Annotated in this window: 27 protein-coding genes; 21 read left to right on the top strand and 6 right to left on the bottom strand. The window is 65.0% G+C overall.

Annotation, left to right across the window (positions count from 1 at the left end; translation table 11 throughout):
- Nucleotides 1-709: 709 nt before the first annotated feature.
- The 3 genes from ACWCPQ_RS34340 to ACWCPQ_RS34330 form a co-directional block, all read right to left on the bottom strand.
- Nucleotides 710-997, bottom strand: a complete 288-nt coding sequence (locus ACWCPQ_RS34340; RefSeq protein WP_449907126.1) for a hypothetical protein — start codon at nucleotides 995-997, stop codon at nucleotides 710-712.
- A 256-nt stretch (nucleotides 998-1,253) separates the two neighbouring features.
- Entirely contained in the window at nucleotides 1,254-3,182 is a 1,929-nt protein-coding gene (locus tag ACWCPQ_RS34335) for a hypothetical protein (RefSeq protein ID WP_449907123.1), read from the bottom strand.
- Between the two features lie 279 nt (nucleotides 3,183-3,461).
- Nucleotides 3,462-3,620: a ribbon-helix-helix protein, CopG family gene (locus tag ACWCPQ_RS34330; protein ID WP_449907120.1), complete on the bottom strand. Its 159-nt coding sequence runs from the start codon at nucleotides 3,618-3,620 to the stop codon at nucleotides 3,462-3,464.
- A 259-nt stretch (nucleotides 3,621-3,879) separates the two neighbouring features.
- Between ACWCPQ_RS34330 and ACWCPQ_RS34325 the strand changes: the two genes are divergently transcribed.
- The 20 genes from ACWCPQ_RS34325 (at nucleotide 3,880) to ACWCPQ_RS34230 (ending at nucleotide 15,296) form a co-directional block, all read left to right on the top strand.
- Nucleotides 3,880-4,347, top strand: coding sequence for a hypothetical protein (locus tag ACWCPQ_RS34325; protein WP_449907117.1), 468 nt, complete (start codon nucleotides 3,880-3,882; stop codon nucleotides 4,345-4,347).
- Nucleotides 4,344-4,841, top strand: coding sequence for a hypothetical protein (locus tag ACWCPQ_RS34320; protein WP_449907114.1), 498 nt, complete (start codon nucleotides 4,344-4,346; stop codon nucleotides 4,839-4,841). The genes ACWCPQ_RS34325 and ACWCPQ_RS34320 overlap by 4 nt, the downstream gene beginning before the upstream one ends.
- Nucleotides 4,842-4,942: 101 nt before the next feature.
- The gene (locus ACWCPQ_RS34315; RefSeq protein WP_449907111.1) at nucleotides 4,943-5,578 is read left to right on the top strand and encodes a hypothetical protein; all 636 of its coding nucleotides are present in this window, start codon (nucleotides 4,943-4,945) and stop codon (nucleotides 5,576-5,578) included.
- On the top strand, nucleotides 5,575-5,709 hold the full coding sequence (locus tag ACWCPQ_RS34310) for a hypothetical protein (RefSeq protein WP_449907106.1): 135 nt from the start codon (nucleotides 5,575-5,577) through the stop codon (nucleotides 5,707-5,709). The genes ACWCPQ_RS34315 and ACWCPQ_RS34310 overlap by 4 nt, the downstream gene beginning before the upstream one ends.
- A gap of 28 nt (nucleotides 5,710-5,737) precedes the next feature.
- Nucleotides 5,738-6,874 carry a hypothetical protein gene (locus tag ACWCPQ_RS34305; protein ID WP_449907103.1) on the top strand — a complete coding sequence of 379 codons (1,137 nt, stop codon included), beginning with the start codon at nucleotides 5,738-5,740 and terminating at the stop codon, nucleotides 6,872-6,874.
- 294 nt (nucleotides 6,875-7,168) lie between these two features.
- Nucleotides 7,169-7,558, top strand: coding sequence for a hypothetical protein (locus ACWCPQ_RS34300; protein ID WP_449907100.1), 390 nt, complete (start codon nucleotides 7,169-7,171; stop codon nucleotides 7,556-7,558).
- Nucleotides 7,559-7,560: 2 nt separating this feature from the next.
- Complete coding sequence (locus ACWCPQ_RS34295) at nucleotides 7,561-7,710, top strand: hypothetical protein (protein WP_449907098.1); 150 nt, start codon at nucleotides 7,561-7,563, stop codon at nucleotides 7,708-7,710.
- A gap of 1 nt (nucleotide 7,711) precedes the next feature.
- Entirely contained in the window at nucleotides 7,712-8,401 is a 690-nt protein-coding gene (locus ACWCPQ_RS34290; protein WP_449907095.1) for a hypothetical protein, read from the top strand.
- Nucleotides 8,398-9,366, top strand: a complete 969-nt coding sequence (locus ACWCPQ_RS34285) for a LysM peptidoglycan-binding domain-containing protein (protein ID WP_449907093.1) — start codon at nucleotides 8,398-8,400, stop codon at nucleotides 9,364-9,366. Before ACWCPQ_RS34290 ends, ACWCPQ_RS34285 begins: the two co-directional genes overlap by 4 nt.
- Nucleotides 9,367-9,379: 13 nt before the next feature.
- Complete coding sequence (locus ACWCPQ_RS34280; protein ID WP_449907090.1) at nucleotides 9,380-9,772, top strand: hypothetical protein; 393 nt, start codon at nucleotides 9,380-9,382, stop codon at nucleotides 9,770-9,772.
- Nucleotides 9,769-10,002, top strand: coding sequence for a hypothetical protein (locus tag ACWCPQ_RS34275; RefSeq protein WP_449907087.1), 234 nt, complete (start codon nucleotides 9,769-9,771; stop codon nucleotides 10,000-10,002). Before ACWCPQ_RS34280 ends, ACWCPQ_RS34275 begins: the two co-directional genes overlap by 4 nt.
- Nucleotide 10,003: 1 nt before the next feature.
- Nucleotides 10,004-10,795, top strand: a complete 792-nt coding sequence (locus ACWCPQ_RS34270) for a transglycosylase SLT domain-containing protein (protein WP_449907084.1) — start codon at nucleotides 10,004-10,006, stop codon at nucleotides 10,793-10,795.
- A complete protein-coding gene (locus ACWCPQ_RS34265; protein WP_449907081.1) occupies nucleotides 10,792-11,181 on the top strand; it encodes a hypothetical protein in 390 nt (129 codons plus the stop codon). The genes ACWCPQ_RS34270 and ACWCPQ_RS34265 overlap by 4 nt, the downstream gene beginning before the upstream one ends.
- Nucleotides 11,178-11,399: a hypothetical protein gene (locus tag ACWCPQ_RS34260; protein WP_449907079.1), complete on the top strand. Its 222-nt coding sequence runs from the start codon at nucleotides 11,178-11,180 to the stop codon at nucleotides 11,397-11,399. The genes ACWCPQ_RS34265 and ACWCPQ_RS34260 overlap by 4 nt, the downstream gene beginning before the upstream one ends.
- Nucleotides 11,400-11,402: 3 nt before the next feature.
- On the top strand, nucleotides 11,403-12,065 hold the full coding sequence (locus ACWCPQ_RS34255) for a C40 family peptidase (protein WP_449907076.1): 663 nt from the start codon (nucleotides 11,403-11,405) through the stop codon (nucleotides 12,063-12,065).
- A complete protein-coding gene (locus ACWCPQ_RS34250; protein ID WP_449907073.1) occupies nucleotides 12,065-12,352 on the top strand; it encodes a hypothetical protein in 288 nt (95 codons plus the stop codon). The genes ACWCPQ_RS34255 and ACWCPQ_RS34250 overlap by 1 nt, the downstream gene beginning before the upstream one ends.
- A complete protein-coding gene (locus ACWCPQ_RS34245) occupies nucleotides 12,349-12,984 on the top strand; it encodes a hypothetical protein (protein WP_449907070.1) in 636 nt (211 codons plus the stop codon). Before ACWCPQ_RS34250 ends, ACWCPQ_RS34245 begins: the two co-directional genes overlap by 4 nt.
- 23 nt (nucleotides 12,985-13,007) lie before the next feature.
- Nucleotides 13,008-13,409: a hypothetical protein gene (locus ACWCPQ_RS34240; protein ID WP_449907068.1), complete on the top strand. Its 402-nt coding sequence runs from the start codon at nucleotides 13,008-13,010 to the stop codon at nucleotides 13,407-13,409.
- A gap of 1 nt (nucleotide 13,410) precedes the next feature.
- Complete coding sequence (locus ACWCPQ_RS34235) at nucleotides 13,411-14,631, top strand: hypothetical protein (protein ID WP_449907066.1); 1,221 nt, start codon at nucleotides 13,411-13,413, stop codon at nucleotides 14,629-14,631.
- Between the two features lie 20 nt (nucleotides 14,632-14,651).
- Nucleotides 14,652-15,296 (top strand): hypothetical protein, encoded by a 645-nt coding sequence (locus ACWCPQ_RS34230; RefSeq protein ID WP_449907063.1) that lies wholly within the window; start codon nucleotides 14,652-14,654, stop codon nucleotides 15,294-15,296.
- A gap of 407 nt (nucleotides 15,297-15,703) precedes the next feature.
- On the opposite strand, the gene ACWCPQ_RS34225 is transcribed toward ACWCPQ_RS34230, so the two are convergent.
- Both ACWCPQ_RS34225 and ACWCPQ_RS34220 read right to left on the bottom strand, forming a co-directional pair.
- Nucleotides 15,704-16,057 carry a hypothetical protein gene (locus ACWCPQ_RS34225; RefSeq protein WP_449907060.1) on the bottom strand — a complete coding sequence of 118 codons (354 nt, stop codon included), beginning with the start codon at nucleotides 16,055-16,057 and terminating at the stop codon, nucleotides 15,704-15,706.
- On the bottom strand, nucleotides 16,054-16,476 hold the full coding sequence (locus tag ACWCPQ_RS34220) for a hypothetical protein (RefSeq protein WP_449907057.1): 423 nt from the start codon (nucleotides 16,474-16,476) through the stop codon (nucleotides 16,054-16,056). Before ACWCPQ_RS34220 ends, ACWCPQ_RS34225 begins: the two co-directional genes overlap by 4 nt.
- 134 nt (nucleotides 16,477-16,610) lie before the next feature.
- Between ACWCPQ_RS34220 and ACWCPQ_RS34215 the strand changes: the two genes are divergently transcribed.
- Nucleotides 16,611-16,922 (top strand): hypothetical protein, encoded by a 312-nt coding sequence (locus tag ACWCPQ_RS34215; RefSeq protein ID WP_449907054.1) that lies wholly within the window; start codon nucleotides 16,611-16,613, stop codon nucleotides 16,920-16,922.
- Here the strand turns inward: ACWCPQ_RS34215 and ACWCPQ_RS34210 are convergent.
- Nucleotides 16,894-17,135, bottom strand: a 242-nt coding sequence (locus tag ACWCPQ_RS34210; protein ID WP_449907051.1) for a hypothetical protein, incomplete at its 5' end; no start/stop codon positions are given. The two genes, ACWCPQ_RS34215 and ACWCPQ_RS34210, sit on opposite strands and share 29 nt — an antisense overlap.

Below are 17,135 nucleotides of genomic sequence, written 5' to 3'. Positions count from 1 at the left end.
TCCGAAAACCCAGCAAAACAAATCGCCAGCTGGAATTTAGCTGACTTAAATGTTCGGCCCTCCACACGGGGGTATGAAGAACCGAAACCAAATTACCCGGGGGGGACACCCCCCATACACAAGTCGTTCGACCCGCTATGCAAACTTTGAGATGTGGCTGTGTGTCGAGTCCGTGTGAGCGTCTATGCGCTCTCTGTACTCCGCCTGCTCTGCCTGCTGTGCTCCCATCGTGGAAGCAAGTGCGGTAGGACTACAAACGCGCTGTGAAAATCGGGCCCGGTCGATTTGTGTGCGAGTAGCTATGAAATCGCTGTGCGAGTGCTATCCGCTCTGTAATCGCTGTATGCGTCATGCGACAATCATACAACACAGCCGCGCCTCTATACGAATCCTATGCGGATTCTATGCGCGGCGTGTCGGTCTATACGCGTTCTATCCTGCTCTATGGAGTTGTGCGCGCGGGTCATTCTGGTGGAGTACGTCCATCGTTGCTCCGGCGCGATGGCTGTGTATCATCAGCCAACCGTGCTGTAGCTGGGCGTGTACACACCAGCCTTCGTCTCTTGCGCGGTCTATCACCATCTGTAGAAATGTTCCCTCGTCGCCGGCGCTTGGCGTGCACTCGATCGTGCCTTGCCCCCGGCGCTGGCGCAGGTGGTCGATCATATCGTCCGCCTTGCGCGCCAGCGCCGCCCGGTGCTCCGTGATGCTACTCGGTGTCGGCTGATTTCTTTCGCCGAACCACCTTGCGTTCCTGAGCGAGGAACGCCACGACGTTCTTTCGCGGGTATTTGATCGCGACACCTTTACCCTCCTGTGATGCGATCCTGCGCAACAGTTTCGTTACGCCGTCCGTGTCGGGGGTCTCTACGTCGATACCCTGCTCCGTCTCGAACGACTGCCGGAATGCCTTCATCAGTGGATGGTCGTCCGGCACTACGAACTTGCGGCTTCCGAACGTGTCCTCGGCGGCCGGTTTGATGGCCCCGAATGTCACCTCGGCCAGTGTAGCCGCGGTGGCCGCATCGGAGGAGTGGTCGGACGCTGAGGACTTCGTATTGTCCTCGGGCGTCGTTACCGGTGCGAGCGGGCGGGGCGGTTGCTGGCCGGGCACAGCGCTGGGGGCCGCGGCTGCTTTAGCGTTCAACGTGGATCCTCCGTAGTGAGTGTGTGGAACGGATGGGAAGCAGCATAGCATTCGATAGAGCGTGCATAGGACTCGCATAGAGCTTTTTTAGATGAACTTCGGCCGGTCAATCCATCCATGGCAGCTTGTGTTGCTGGGATACATACCAGTCGGGCCGGTAGGTGTCGCCGGGTACAGCGCCGGCGGGCAGTGAGAACACCGTGCGGTGCCACGTGCTACCGGCGTTGCAGTCGTCGCACTCGGTCGGGTGGTAGCGCTTGCCAGCGCCGCCCCAGTTGAGTACGTGGCTGTGTGTCTGCCAGCTGAGCCAGTCGTCGGTACCGATGCTGGATCGTAGACCGTGGAACTTGCGCTGCTCGGTAACCAGCGGTTCTAGGTGCGGCACAGCGCGTAGAGCTGTGGCCGCGTGGGCGTGGTTGCTGGAAAAGCCTCGGGTGCGGCCGGTGGCCCACGTGTCGCCGGTCAAGGCGAAGTACACGCCGGATTGCAGGTACATCAGCGCGTCGAACTCTTCCACCTTCCACTGGCCCAGGCCCCGGCCGATCGGCAGGTCCAACGGGACTTCGGAAAAGATGCCGTCTGTCTCTACCGCGATCATCCGGTCCGGCGCCTGCATCATGGCGTCGTAGACCACGGCCCGGGTGTAGCTGGTGATGTATCCGGCCCACCTGAGCTGATGCCAGTGCGGCCCGGTCCGGGTCTCGGCGTCCCAGCCCACCCGTTGCGCCAGCTTGCCGTAGATGGACGTGTAGCCGGTCTTGGCGACCTCGGCGGCGGGGTGGCCCTGGTCCTGCCATTCCAGCCGCTTGCCGTGCAGATCGGCCAGAAATGCGAATGGCCGGCGCCCGTCATCTGCGAAGTACACCGACTCGAGGATCTCGAGCGACGCGGGCTGGTGGCGCAGGATCGCGTTGACCTCCGGTCCCCATACCCAGTCCTGAACGACGTTGGGGTAGAACAGCGCTCCGGACCGTGTGCGCAGGGGTAGCGGGTTGAAGCCGGTACGCTGCCCCTTGGTGTCGATATACCGGACTCGGTGAACCGAGAACGGCGGCACCTGTACCCCCTGCTCTGGCCGGGTGTCGTGGTCAAACGAGTCGGTCAGAGCAGGGGCGGTGGCAAGCGCCGTGGGGTAGGCGCTGACCAAGTCGTAGTAGTAGGACGTGGCCCCGTAGAGCCCGGTCCGCAGCGTCTCGAACCGTCCGCCCTTGTAGGCGTACTGCGCGATGCGGGTGATGTCGTGCGGGTCCACCTCGGGCCGGTAGTCGCGGATATCGTGCGCGGCCAGCAGCGCCGAGGCGATCGACCCGGGCCCGTGCCACGATTTGAGCGGCAATCCCAGGTGGTCGATGATCAGCTCGCGCAACAGCGTCATCAGCTCGCACAGCAACCGCAGCTCCACGCGCATGTACGGCCGGATCTCGGTCTCGAGGTGTCGCAGATCGAAGTTCCCGCGGTTGGCCTTGCCCGCTTCCAGCTGGGCGAGCACGTCGTCGGCGGGGGTGAGGAACGACGTGACGGCGGGGATGAACCCGCCGCGCCCGCCCCCGCCGAAGAACGAACACACGTCGAACACGATCACGGTGGTATCGCGCTGGCGGATCGAGAACCATTTGCCCGATATCCATTGGAGTTTGAACGACTCCCACGACACCCATTGCCCGGTCAATAACCGCCGCAATCGGTTCTCCGGAATGTCGCGAATCATCATGTTCACGTCGTAGGAAATGCCGAATCCGACCTTGATATGGGACGGATATTTGCGTTCCAAATCAATCAGGAATTGCAGGCATTCGGCGCTGGTGAGTAATTCGCTATTTATTTCTTCCGAGACCGAACCACCGTCCGACGCGCCGAGCAGCACGTACGATTGCCGATGGCTTTTTTCCGGCGTCACGCCTTCCCCGTCGATCGCGAGGAACTTCCTTTGGTGGTACGGGAGTTTGCGTCGGCGGTGCTGGCGGTCGCCCACTTGGTACACCAGGGAGTCGTGGAACGTCTCGCTGCTGGGGCTGATCTGGAACGCGTCCGCCATCAGGCCCAACAGGGGCTTTGGGGAGGTCGAAATAGACTCCGGGTTCGTGCTCGGGGGCCCCTCCGATGGACTCGAGGAAGCCGGGCCCGCCGGTGCCGTCGGCGGTCGAGTAGGGCTCGTACCGCTCTCTGAACTCATCCCAGAAAGCCCCCTCATCCTCTCCGACACCAGACAGTTCCCTCTCTACGTCATCGCGCGTGATTTCGTTCTCGAGGTAATCGGCAATGAGCGCGCGGTGTAGCGGGGACAGCTCATCGGGTATATCTCCGCCGCCGGTCGTCATGCGGCCCGATCCGGGTCGGGGGCGGCGTAGTCGGTCAGTGCCCGGCGCAAGATCTCGGAAAGGTTGTCTCCGCGTTGCTCGGCGCGGGTAGAAGCCTTGTCCCACAACGGATCATCACACCGGAAAGATCGCTTCGGGGTGCCCTTGGTGCTCATGCTTTCTCCTGATCAAGCGGGGTGTCCATACACCCTACGGGGCTGTAGGTAGGTGCCCGTTGGCGGGGCGTATAGACACCCTAGCCGGGCGAACACAGCAGCGACACGCGACGCGCATTGCACGTTTGTAGATGTCTGTACACCCTCACACTGGTTGTGCGGTCGCCTCCAAATACCACCGGACGCACCCTTAGACGCTAACGCCGGATGGCGGGAGGCGACCGCACAACCAGGCCACAGAGGAGAGGACAGCCCGCGCATGCCGGGAGAGCCCGAGATCGAGGTAGAGACGACGGTGACCGTGGACGACACCGGCACCGGTGACACCGAGTCGTCGTCGGCCGTTGAGGGTGCTGCAACCGAGCACGTCATAGACGCCGCGGTGGAATCCGGCGTGGCCGCGGACAAGGCATCCACCAGCGCGCACGACGCGGCGGATAGCGAGTTTCGCGCGGAGATGGCCGCCGACAACGCCGAGCAGGCCGCCGAGGCCGCGACCACGGCGGTCAGCGAGACGGCCCAGCTCGTGGCCGCCGTCCAGGAGCTGACCCAGACCAATGCCGCGATGCTGGCGCATATGCAGGCCGGTCAGTCCGCCGATACCGCCGCCGCGATCCTGCCCGCCGGTGATCTGGATCCGGAGGTCGATATCGCTCCGGAAAACCCGCATTGGCTCGCGCGGCGTTGGGGCGGTGGCCTTTTCGGCAAGAAGGGGGATAGGTCGTGACCTTCGCCGATGTGCCGATCACCGGCATTGCGTTCTCCGACGGCATCACCGACGGCCTGGACTCGCCCGACGATCCGGAGTTCGAATCCGCGCCGGGCGAGATGGCCGGCGCCCAGGCTGATACTCCTCCGGGCCGCGAGCATCACTCGATCCTGGACACCCCGCAGGCGCCGCCGAGCACGGGCAGCAAGAAGCCCTCGCCGCTGTGCAAACAGCTGACCGAGATGTACGTGATGGCCGGGACCGGCCTGTTCATGGTGGATCCGCAGATCGGGTCCGTGGTGATCGGGCAGGCCGAGACGTGCGCGGCATCGCTGGATGCGCTGGCGAAGAAGGACCCGCGGGTCAAACGCGCGTTGGAGTCCATGTTGGCCACCGGCGCCTGGTCCGGGGTGATCGCGGCGCACCTGCCGATCGTGGTCGCGGTCGGCACCAAGTACGTTCCGGAGCTTAAGCGCCGGTATATGGACCAGACGGGTTCCGCTGCCGCGTGACCGCGCCCGAGACCACCACCGACTACGGGGACATTGCCGGGGTACCACTGGTGCCCTGGGAATCGTTCGTGCCCCGGTTCCGGTGGCGGCAGGGCGAGCACGTGGCGCTGATCGGGCCGACCGGCAGCGGTAAGACGCACGCGGCGTTCTGGCTGCTGCCGATGCGCGACTACGTGTGCATCCTGGCGACCAAGCCGAAAGACGAGAGTCTGGATCGGTTCGGCAAGAAGAACGGATATCGCAAGCTCAAGGAGTGGGGGACGCTCTCCGCGGTCCGGTATCCGCGGCGCATCCTGTGGCCCGACGCGCGCCAGCTCGACGCCGCCCCGAAGCAGGCCGCGGCGTTCGCCGCGGCGCTGAACCGCATCTACACCGTCGGTGGCTGGACGGTCTACATCGATGAGCTCTGGTTCCTGTGCCATCAGCTGGGGCTGACCCGGGCGGTGAAGGTGTATCTCCAGCAGGCCCGGTCTATCGGGATCTCGCTGGTGGTCGCGTCCCAGCGGCCCGCGTGGATTCCTGTCGAGGTATTCGACCAGTCCACCCATTTGTTTTTCTGGCGCGATAACGATGAACGCAATCTGAATCGTATGGCCGGTATCGGATGGCTTTCGGCGAACACCATCCGCGAGGCAATCGCGAACCTTCCGCAATATCACGTGCTGTATGTGAATACGCGGACGGGAGAAATGATGATCACCCGAATGCCACCCCCACCGGAGAAAGGCCAGAAATGAAATTGAATATCGGCCTGCTCGGATTCCTCACGTTCGCGTGCTACGCGATCATCTTCGGATTCCTCCAGCGGACCATCACGTCCCGGTACCCCGACAGCCAGGTCTCCAAGGCCCTGGCATACATCAACTGAGGAAGGCGACACCATGCCGAATGCGCTCATGAGCGGTACCACCTCCGGCGGCACCGCGGCCGGTACCGGGTCGAACTCCGGTGCGCCCGCACCGATCGCCGCGAAATCGTTCGTGCGCTCCAGCCTCGAGCACCGGGAGCCCTCCGGTATCGACAAGTCGCTCCAGATCTCGAGCAGCGACCAGGACCTGGGCGCGTTCCCGATCCCGGCGTACGGCTTCCTGCGGCACGTCTACCTGCTGGTGACCGTGGCCGGTGGCGCCGGCGCATCCACCTTCAGCGCGGATGCCCCGTGGAACCTGCTGAAGAACATCGTCATCCAGGAGCCCAACGGCGCCACCATCAGCCAGTTCAACTCGGGCTATGACCTGTACCTGGCGAACAAGTACGGCGGCTACAAGGGCTTCAACGACCCGAAGGCGAAGCCCGATTTCGCGACGGTCACTTCCGGCGGCGGCATGACGTTCATGCTGCGGATCCCCTTGGAACTGTCCAACCGGACCGCGCTCGGCTCGCTGCCCAACCAGAACGCCGCGGCCGCGTTCCAGTTGCGCGCCACCCTGTCGGCCGCCTCCACGGTCTACAGCTCGGCCCCGGCGACCACCCTGCCGACCGTGCGCGTGCGGGTGATCACCGAAGCCTGGGATCAGCCCGCGCTGTCCTCGGACGGGTCGGCCAACGCGACCACCCCGCCGGCGCTCAACACCACCCAGTACTGGTCCAAGCAGATCTATCCGGTGGTCGCGGGCACCAACATGATCCGGCTGACCCGGGTGGGTAACTACTTGCGCAACCTCGGATTCGTCTACCGCGACGCCACCGGCGCCCGGGTCTCGTTCGCGTCGAACAGCTTCGCCGCCCCGGCGCAGATCTTTTTCGACACCCGGCCGATCGACACGATCGAGCAGATCATCTGGCGATCGACGATGGCCGAGCGCTACGGCTACTCGGGCACCTACGACGCCGTGAACGGGCTGGACAACGGCGTGTGGTGGTACGACTTCTGCCACGAGTTCGACGGCCGCGTGGGCTCGGAACTCAACGACCAGTGGCTCCCGACCCTGGCCAGCACCCGACTCGAGTTGCAGGGCAACTTCGGCGTCGCGGGCACTCTCGAGGTCCTGACCAACGACGTGTCCGTCGCGGGCAACGTCTTCCAGGCGTAGGGGGCCCGACATGGAAGCAACCACCATCTCCGGGCGCGTGGATCTGCCCATCACCACCGGCCTCATCGTGCTCGCCGCGGTGGCCGGTCTGGTGCTGCTGGGCAAGCTCGAGGTTTCCGTGGGCTGACCGGCCCGCATCCATCGCTTCATCCACCCAGGACATAGAGAGGAAGGCACCATGCCCAACATCGATTGGAAGTGGTTGATCATCGGCATCCTGATCGGCGTGTTCGGCGTCCCGTTCGTGCAGGCCAAGCTCGGCGGGGCCCGCGGCCCGATCGCCCAGAACCGGGCATGAGCGAGTCCCGGCCGGGCAGCGACCCGGCACAGCAGTTGCGGTACCTGGCGGGGGTGACCGCGCTGGCGCTGACCGTCGCCGACGTGGGCGCCATCCTCGCCCTGGTGCTGCTCGGCCGGGAATTCAGCGCGGCGGTGACCACCGGGCTCGGATTCGTCGGCGCCATCACCGCGACCCTGTTCGTCTACAGCGGCCTGGGCGGTCAGCTCGCGCAGGTGCACAAGCAGGTCAACGGCAACCTCTCGCGCGAGGTCGAGCGGGCCGACGCGGTAATCGGCGAACTCGCCCGGCTGGCCGGGCTGCTGCCCGGTGCCGTGCTGCTGCCGCCCGGCGTCCTGCCCGATCCGCCCGGCCGCCCCGACGCCCCGACAGAAGAGAAGGCATAGCCATGCAGACCAAAACGATTCTCGACATTCTCGGGGCGATCGTGGTTGTCGCCCTGGTTACGACCGTGGTCACCTCCGCCCAGTCGGCGGCCGTGATCGGTGCTTTCGGAGATGCGTTCTCCGGCAGCATCAAAGCCGCGATGGGCAAGTGACATGCTGGGCGGCCTGCTAGACCGCCTGCTGGGCAAGAAGCCGCCCCCGGCCGCGCCGGGGGCCGCGACGCCCGAGCAGTTCATGATGCCGGTCGGGCTCGACGAAGCACACAGCTTCGTGGAGCCGGGCCCGGAGGAGTACGCACCCAAACCCACCTATGGCGCGAATCCGTTCGCGCCGAAGGTGGGCACGGACCTGCCCGCGATCCGGCACCAAGACACGATCATGATCCACCGGATCGGCCCGGAACCCGACCGCCACCCGTCGGGGTATTACGAGGACCGCAACTCCGCGAACATCCTTCGGTCGCGCTACAACGAGCTGAACCAGTCGGTTCCGTGGCAAGAATCCACCGCGGCCATCGGGGATGTGTATCAGCCGTGGGAGCACACCCCGCGCTCGCCGCGGCCGACCTCCACGCAATCGCCCTCGACTCACCGGTTCGTGCGGCCGTTCGACCAGCGGTTCGAGAAGCGGCTTTCCGGTGAGTCCGGGTCGGCGGCGGTGCTCGGCCGGGCGTACCCGGTCGGCGGGATGACCGCTATGCCGTCGTGGCGCAACACCGTCCGGATCATGCCCCCGGCCCGCGACACCGAAAACATGGACCTGCCCGCGACCCGGACCGCGGCCGTCACACCGTCGGTCTATGTCTCGCCGCAGGCACCTGCGGAAAGGCGGTGGGGTCTGTGACGGCTCCCGACGCTCCGGCGACCCCGAAGCCCAAGGGCTCTACCTCGGGGCTGTCCAAGCCGGTGATGGGCGTTCCGCTGTGGGGATGGTTCGGCATCGTGGTCGTGGTCGGCGGCGGTATCTACCTGCTGCGGGCCCGCGGCGGGAAACCGGAGGCGCCCGTGGTGGACCCGCTTCCGGCCCCGCCGGCGCCCACGGTCGGCAATATGCCGATGACCAGTGAGGCCACCGAGGTCAGGATTCTGACCAACAATCAGTGGGCGACCGCGGCGAAGAAGTGGCTGATCCAGCACGGCTACGACGCCACCGATTCCGAGGACGCGATCCAGAACTACATCAACAACGAGAAGCTGACCGCCGGTCAGAACGACCTCATCGAGGCCGCGTTGATCGCGATCGGCCCGCTGCCCGATACCCGGGAGGGTGCGGCGCAGCGGGTGTCCCCGCTGCGCACCCCGAAGGACGGAAACCTCCTCGGCCAGTTGCTGTACGGCATCGCGGACTTCGCCCAGCTCGACGAGCCGGGCAACCCGTTCTCCCCGTTCCTGCTGCCGTTCATCAACAACTTCATCGACGGCGGCCCGATCGGCGGAGTGTTCCAGTCGGCCAATGACCTGCTCGGCGGCAACGTCTCGCTGTCCGGGTCCACGCCGAGCGTCTATATCCCGGGCCTCGGTGAGGTCTCGCTCGGCGGATCGGTGAGCAACAACGGCGTGAACGTCTCCGGGTCCATCCCCGGCGGCGGGTCTGTCGGTGTCGGTGTCGGCCCGTCCAGCCACGACACCTACCTGGCGCCCTACATCGTCAAGTCCGGCGACACCCTCTCCTCCATCTCCAAGAAGGTGTACGGGTCCACCGGCGGCGAACAGCTCATCTACTCGGCCAACCTCAGCAAGATTCCGAACCCGTCCAAGCTGGCGGTCGGGGTCGTGCTCCAGATTCCGGCGCCGAACAGCAACGCATAGGAGGGATTTCACCGTGGCGACCAGTACCCGCAGTACCCGCAGCAAGCCCAAGGCCGAAGCGCCGGCCGAATCCGAATCGGGTCCGGTGACCCCGGAAATCGGTCCGGTGCCCGCCCCCGCCGATCCCGCCCCGGCCCCGGCCGACGAGGACCAGGCGCCCGCGGACACCAGCGGCACCGTGGCCGATCTGCTCTCCGATCTCGACCAGGACTGGCCCGTCGACAACATGCTGTACCCGGTCGAGTCCAACGGCCTGCCCGATCTCACCGCCGAGCTGCACGAGTTCGACCGCGCCGACTTCGCGCTGGCGCTGCTGCGCGAGGTGGTCGGCGCCGACCGCTACGACACGGCCCGTCTCGAATTCATGGCCACCGCGAACGACGTCCGGAAGGGACACGACCAGTGAGCGCACCTGTAGGAATCGACCACCCCGGCAGCCTGTTCGATCCGGAGGCACCGATCACCCGGGCCGACATGGACGCGCTGCGTAAGGACATGGCCGCGCTGCGCGAGGACCTGGCCGAAGGTCTGGCCTTCGCCCGGCAGGCACACGGCGTGATCGGCGCACTCGCGCAGGGCGGCGGCGGCCCCATGGGGATGATGCTGCGCAACATGCTCCCCGGTATCGGGGGCTGATGTGGCGACCCTGACGATTCCCCAGATTGCACAGCTGGCGGTGAATGTCGGTGTGCAGAACGGTTCGAACCTCTACACCGCCGCGGCTATCGCGCTGGCGGAATCGTCGGGGCGCACCGACGCCACCAACACCGCCAACGACAACGGCACCGTGGACAAAGGGCTGTGGCAGATCAACAGCGTCCACGACGACAAGATGCCCGGCGCCGATAGGTTCGATCCCGAGGTGAACGCCCAGCTGATGGCGCAGATCTCGGACGGCGGAACGAACTGGTACCCCTGGTCGACCTACAACAACGGCGCCTATGTCGAGTACCTGGCGCAGGTGCAATCGACCCTGGGCGGTACCGCGCTGACCCCGAACGGTGGTCTCGGTGCCGGGACCGGTCCGGGCAACGGCTTGACCTACGAGAACGCCGGGTTCATGGACGATATGGGCGATCTCGCCGACGGGTTCGGATCCGGCCTGGCGGCGGTAGAGAAGTTCTTCGGCCTGATCACGTCGGTGGACGGCTGGATACGCATCCTGAAGGTGTACTGCGGCTGCGTCGCGGTGCTCGGCGGCCTGGTGCTCGTCGTCCGCACCAGTGAGACCGGCAAGCAGATCACCAAGGCCGCGTTGACCGTGGTACCCGGCGGCAAGGCCGTAACCGCGGTCACCAAGACCAAGGTCGCGGCCGACGCGGCGAAAACCGTCAAGCCGGCCCCGGCCGCCGCGGCGAAAACCGTGAAGCCGAAGGCTCCGGCGGCCGCGGCGAAAACCGTCAAGTTGTCCCCGGCCGGTGCGGCATGAGCGCCGGCGCCGATCCCACCGGTGCCCTGGTGGTCGGCACGATCACCGTGGTTGGTCTGGGGACCGCGATCACCGCGAAGAAGGTCAACGCGAAAGCGATCGTGGCGGGCGGCATTCTCGCGCTGTTCCTGTCCGCGCTGGCCAACGCCGACGAGAAGCTCGCGCGCGGATTCGCGGGGCTGATCTTCCTGGGCGCCTGCTACCAGTACCTACCCGATGTCGTGGAGGCGCTCGGATACGGGCGGGGCGGGTCCGGCCGCGATATCGAGCTCGATAAGGCGCGTGCCCGCGAGAGCGAGGTGCGCGGACGCAAGGAAGCCGCGGCGGCCCCGGCCGCGTACCCGGCCCCGGCCGACCCGACGCAACAGGAGGTGTGGACGGCATGAAAAACACTCTCGCCCTGGCGATGATCCTGCTCGGCGCGATGTTGGTCTACAGCGGGTTCAAGGGCTGGACGATCGGCGAGACCATCAAGTTCTTCACCGGCCAGAGCGACGGACCGGCCCCCGAGGAACCCCATCAGGAGTCGGCCAGCCCCGGCGCGCAACCGGCATCCACCCTGCCCGCCGCCGCCCCGCCGGCGCCCGAAACGCTGTCGGCATAGCCCATGGCCGATACAGAGGCGATGGTCCAGGCCGCATTGTCCAAGCAGGGCAGCCCGTACGTCTGGGGTGCTACCGGCCCGATGTCGTTCGACTGCTCCGGGCTGGTGCAGTGGGCCGCGCGTGAGGCCGGTATCAAGATGTCGCGCACCACCTATACGCAGGTGCTCGAGGGTGAGCCGGTGGTCGGCGCACCCCAGCGCGGGGACCTCGTGTTCCCCGATGCCGGACACGTCGGGATCGCCCTGGGCGGCAATCAGATGGTGCACGCCCCAGAGACCGGCGACGTCGTCAAGGTGTCGAACTACTGGACGACCCCGGTCGCTGTCCGCCGCATCGGTGCTAACTCCGGCACGCCCGGGGATACCGCGGTGGATCCGAAATACCAGAGCCGCGGCGGCATGCCCTCGCTCGGTGATCTGCTGCCCGACGGCATCCCCAATCCGTTGGACCTCACGGATGATGTGGCCAATCTGAAAAAGGCTGTGTCGTTTCAATTGGGGCTGCTGAAAAAGCTTTCCGGCGGTATCAAGGCGGTCGGCATGTTCCTGTCTCTGCTGTCCGAGTCCGACGGCTGGGAACGAATCTTGAAAGTCGCTGTAGGCACGCTGTTCTGCTTTATCGGCATCGGGTATATAGCCCGCGATTTCGTTTGGAGGATGATCTAGTGGAAGCCTCATCGCTCGGCCTTACCGCCGGTGTCGCAGTCGTAGCAACCGGCCTCACCGCGTTCTCTACGTTCTGCCCGGGAATGCCCGATGTGCTCAACGACATCGGTTCTCCTTCGGTGCGTAACGCAATGCAGTTCGGCACCAATGCGGCATCACTGGCAACCGTGTCGGTCGGTGTAGTGCTGGCCTATATCACCCGTAGCCCGATGCCATTGGTATTCGGTCTCGCGCTCGCATTCGCCGCCACATTCGCCTACGAAATCGCCTTCCGGAGGACCGCATGAGCAACCACCCCGGCGACCCCCGCGCCGACGCTCTCGGAGAGGTACCGTTCGACCACGCCGGCGCCTATCCGCGCCACCAGGTGGTACCGCCCCCGCCCCCGCCGCCGACCGGCAACGAGACCAACTACGTGCCCTATCGCGGCACCGAGCAGCACGGCGTGCGCAACCAGCGCGACCCGCGCGCCGACATCCGGCAGCCCTGGGTGAGCGAGCAACACGCGCTCGACAAGGCCAACGACCAGACGATCACCCCGCGCGATCTCGTGCCGGTGAAGCCGGTACCGGTGACCATCGTGCACACACCGGACCTGCTGAAGCGGCGCCAGGTCCACATGGCCACCTACACCGTGAAACCGGGTACCCCGGTGCTGCTCGCCCCGGCCGATCCGTTCCGTGAGCGCCTGGTGCTCAGCACGGCCCCGGTCGGTGCGTCCGCCGATGTGCGGCTCTACCTCACCGGCGACGCCTACAGCCTCGAGCACTCCGCGTTCCTGTTGCCGTCGGCCGGCGCTCTGGAAACCGAGGTCACCGACGCGATTTACGCGATGGCGGTCGGAGCCGGGAACGCCGAAGGTGCCCGGATCGGCGTGTGGATGGAGACCGTACAGAGCAACGGGGATCCGCTGCTGTGACCGCGGCGATTGGGGGAGGCGGCATGTCGGCCGTCTTCCCGAATCAGCTCCTGACCGGTGTAGGCGGCATCTACAACGGCCACTCCTGCGCGCAAGTGATCCTGCCCCAGCTCAACGAGGAACGCTGGCTCACGCGCATCATCCTGCAAACCACCCTGGTCGCATCCGACCTCATCGGCGGCGCGGGCGGGGCGTACTGGAACACCAGCCTGGTACCGCCGAAACAGGCCCCGTTCTATCTGTTCCTGGGCACTCCGGCGGTCTCCAACCTCATCGATCTCGCGCTCATCGGATCGGTGAACGTGGGCGAATTCCTCTCGCCGGTCAAGGTCCCGCGCCAAACCGAACTGTGGGGAATCTGGGACGGCGTGATAGGTAGCTCGGCCATGAAGTGCCAGGGCACATTCTGTCTGTCGGGGGCGTGACATGGCGTTCTGGCGATACACCGAAGCGGCCCCGGACCTGTCCGGCCTGGCGACCGCATCCGACCTGGCCGCCATCGACGACGCTCAACGCGCGACCTCCGACGCGCTCTCGGCCTACCTCGCCGAACAGAACGCCGGGAACTCCGGCGGAATCGCCATCACCGACGATTTCACCGGCGACGACGACACCCTGCCGACCGAGACGTTCATCCAGGACAGCCAGAACGCCCTCCGCCGCTACCAGGGAAAACTGGCGGTGTGGTCGGCGGCCCTGCCGAACCAGACCCGCGACTACTGGTTCCGCAGCAATATCCCGCTCGAGACCGATGACCAGTCGATAGCGTTCGTGCTCGGCCTGGCCCCGCAGCTCGTGCCCACCGTGGTCTACCTGCGCGGCACCAGCGACGGCAGCGACTTGATCTATATCGCCGTCGGCCCCAACGGCGTGCAGCTCGGCCGCGGAAACTACAACCTCGGCACCCACGACGTGACCCTCACACCGTGGATCACGTCCACGATCGCGGGCATACCGAACGGCGCACGGTTCGAACTGCGCGCGACTGGCACCACATACCGCGTCCACATGAACGGGTCGCCAACGCCGGTAATCGCGCATACCGATGTGTCCGGATATCCGATAGACGCCTCACACCGGTACATAGGCGGAATCATGCTGCTACAGGATGGCATATTCCAGAACAACCGATCGGCATACATCAATTCCATTGCCGCATCGGACATTGCGCTACCGACGTACAACGGCGTCGGATGGGATGTGTACCGGGGCCTGTCTACCGGTCTCACAGTGGCAAACGGTCAATTCGTATTACCGGTAGGAACTTTCACGGTCATACGCGACGCATACGGCGTCGATACAACCAAGGTAGCCACCGAAAGCGGACGCATAGACATCATCTACCCCGGCTGGTATGTGATCTCGTGCCGAATGCATTTCACCTCCGCAGCGTCTCTCTACTGCCCGATCCTCTATGGCAACGCGAATGGTCCCAGCACAGGCACTCAAACCATCCTCCGTATCGGTGGAGATATCCCGAACGAGCCCGACGTACAGGCGTCATGGGTCATATATCTACGCGCTGGCGCTTACGTGAAGCTCGGCGTGAACAACGGATCGGGCGCAAGTAGGACGATCACAGGAGACGCGGCAGGGAACATAACCGTGTTCACCGGCGCACGACTGCACGACCGAATGACCGTGTGACCTGAAGGGAGACAACAGATATGACATGGCGTACAGCTCTCGCACTGGACGACTACCGATCCGCGATCAATGCCCGATTCCCTGGCCGTAGTCGGCTCAGCGACGGCACCATAGGCGACTCGCAACACGCCGGTCAGGGCAGCGACAGCGACCACAACCCGTGGGTCCTGCGCAACGGCGTCGGTGTGGTCCGCGCGTTCGACCTCACGCACGACCCGCGCAACGGCGTCGACTGCTCGCTGCTGTCGGATCTGCTTTTCGCCATGGCACAAGCCGGTGATAGGCGACTCCGTAACGGGGGTTATGTCATATTCGACGGACTGATCACAAACGCTGATTGGGGCGCCTGGCGTCGATACGACGGCAGCAATCCCCACAGTTCGCACATGCACGTCTCGTTCTCGCTCGACGGTTTCGACGATCGCGGCGATTGGTCGCGCGCTCTCCCCGCTGTTGCTCTACCCCCGCAAGAGAGAAATGAGGTGTTCGATATGGCCCAAACGGTTCGATCCAAGGTGGACCCCAGCAAGACCTACGACGCGGGCGAGATGATCGCCTACGCCGACTACCACGCCTTCCACGCGCACCAGCTGGCGGAGCAGGCAGTCAAGGCGATAGCGGACCTGACGGCCACGCTGAAGGCTCAGCAGACCGGCGGGGCGTAGTTGTGCCGGTGGAAGCGTCGGCGGCGGCACGACCGCTCTACAGCCGAAGCGCCGGCCGAATGGTCCTATGCTGTACACGCGGCACCACCGGCCCGGCCGGTACTCGCCCCGTGCGACCACGACCCGGCCCCGCCGATCGCTGCACACCACCTACGGAGCGCGTGAGCTATTCTTGACCGGCACGGTGCAGTAGCGCCGATGAAGTGGACCCGGCAGCCATCCGGACGGTTGACGAGCCGGGTACCGCGCACGATTCGATCATTTTGATATCGGGTATCATGATGATGATCGAACATCCCATGTTCGATCATCTTGATAGCCCAGCCCGCAAAACCGCAGGGCAGCAAGGCCCTGCACAGCGAACGGCCCCGGCGCACACACCGCGCCGGGGCCGTTCGTCTGTCTCGTTACTCCTCCGGGTAGGCCCCGTGCAGGTCTGTGGTGTGCGACCCATCGGTGTGGAAAGCTTCGAATCGCCCGCCGTCGTAACCCTCGACCGCCCGCAGGTACGCGACCGTGACCTCCGGCGGCGGATCAAGCCGCTGTACCTTCGCCATGAGGGCTTCCTCTATCGTCCCGGGCTGCTTCCACCAGGACCGTACCCACGTCGCGGTAGCTTCCGGCACGACATCATCGAGCCGATGCCCCAGACGGGCGCACAGGGCCGCGTGGTGCACCGCGGCGGCCTTCGCCTCGGGCTCCGACAGACCCTGGCACAGCTCGGCAATGAGCTGATGCCACGTGACGTTTCTCGCGCTCATCGGAGGTGCCCGCTGATCCGGCGCTGCGTCGAGGTCCGATCGAGCACGTCCCGCACCTGGTGCGGCTGCATACCCGCGGCCTGGGCGATCAATCCGAGGCGCACACCATCGCTGTACGCCCGCCGGATGCGCACGTCGCGTTCACTCACGGCTTCCTCGATCACCCCCGCCATATCGGCGATCTCATCCAAATGGGTTGTCTCCGTGTCGAAATCGCACGCGGCACCGGCCACGGCAGCCCCGACGATTGTGTCGGCCTCCTCGGCGGTCACCTCGGCGTCCGGAGCCTGCCCGGACGCTGGCATCGCGGCATAGCCGAACCGTGCGGCGTAGGTAGTCGCCAGCGTGAGAGCACCGTCCGCCTGCACGTCGATCGCCCGTTCTATCCGGGCCGCAACATTTTTCAGTGTCGTAGTCATGCGAAAAGTATCGCACAACCCACCCGATCACACATGGCGTATAGAAAACGTATAGAGATGAACGTGATCGAAATGTTATCGAAACGGCGCGCATAGAACTCATATAGAACGCATGTAGAGCGTATGGTTCTCTTATGACCACGACACAGGTAGTAACCACCACCGCCTACGCACAGGACGGTGCACGCATTCTCAACGTAATTGCATACAACCGGAATGCCCTGGGCGAACCTTCAGCTAATTTGGCACAGGTCGCAGTACAGACAGATTCTGGTACTATCGCTAGACGTGAGGTAGATATGAATACAGCTTTCGCACTGGCCGTGCCAGATTTTACCGACAAGAAAGGTATAGATCGTGCGTACCATGCTTGGACCGCGGCAGTAACACATGGTGAACTGACCGCATGTGACAGAATCATGCAGGCTGTGCGCGAAACTGTATAGTCCAATCGCAGAACGCGAGATCGTATCTCAATCGTAACCAAAAGACACCCGCTATGCGAATCCTGCCCCGGCGCGCCAGCGCCGGGGCAGGAGGCGCATAGCGGGTGTCCACCCCGGGTTCGACGGCGCCGCTGCTCCAGGGGAGGGTGAGACCGGCGGTGACGGCGTCGTGGTCGCGGCGCAGGCCGCGCACGAACGAGTGCAGCGCGGGCT

The organism is Nocardia sp. NPDC001965, assembly GCF_053594175.1.
The sequence above is the reverse complement of the archived record's forward strand: the minus strand, read 5'-3'. Positions and strand labels throughout refer to the sequence as shown.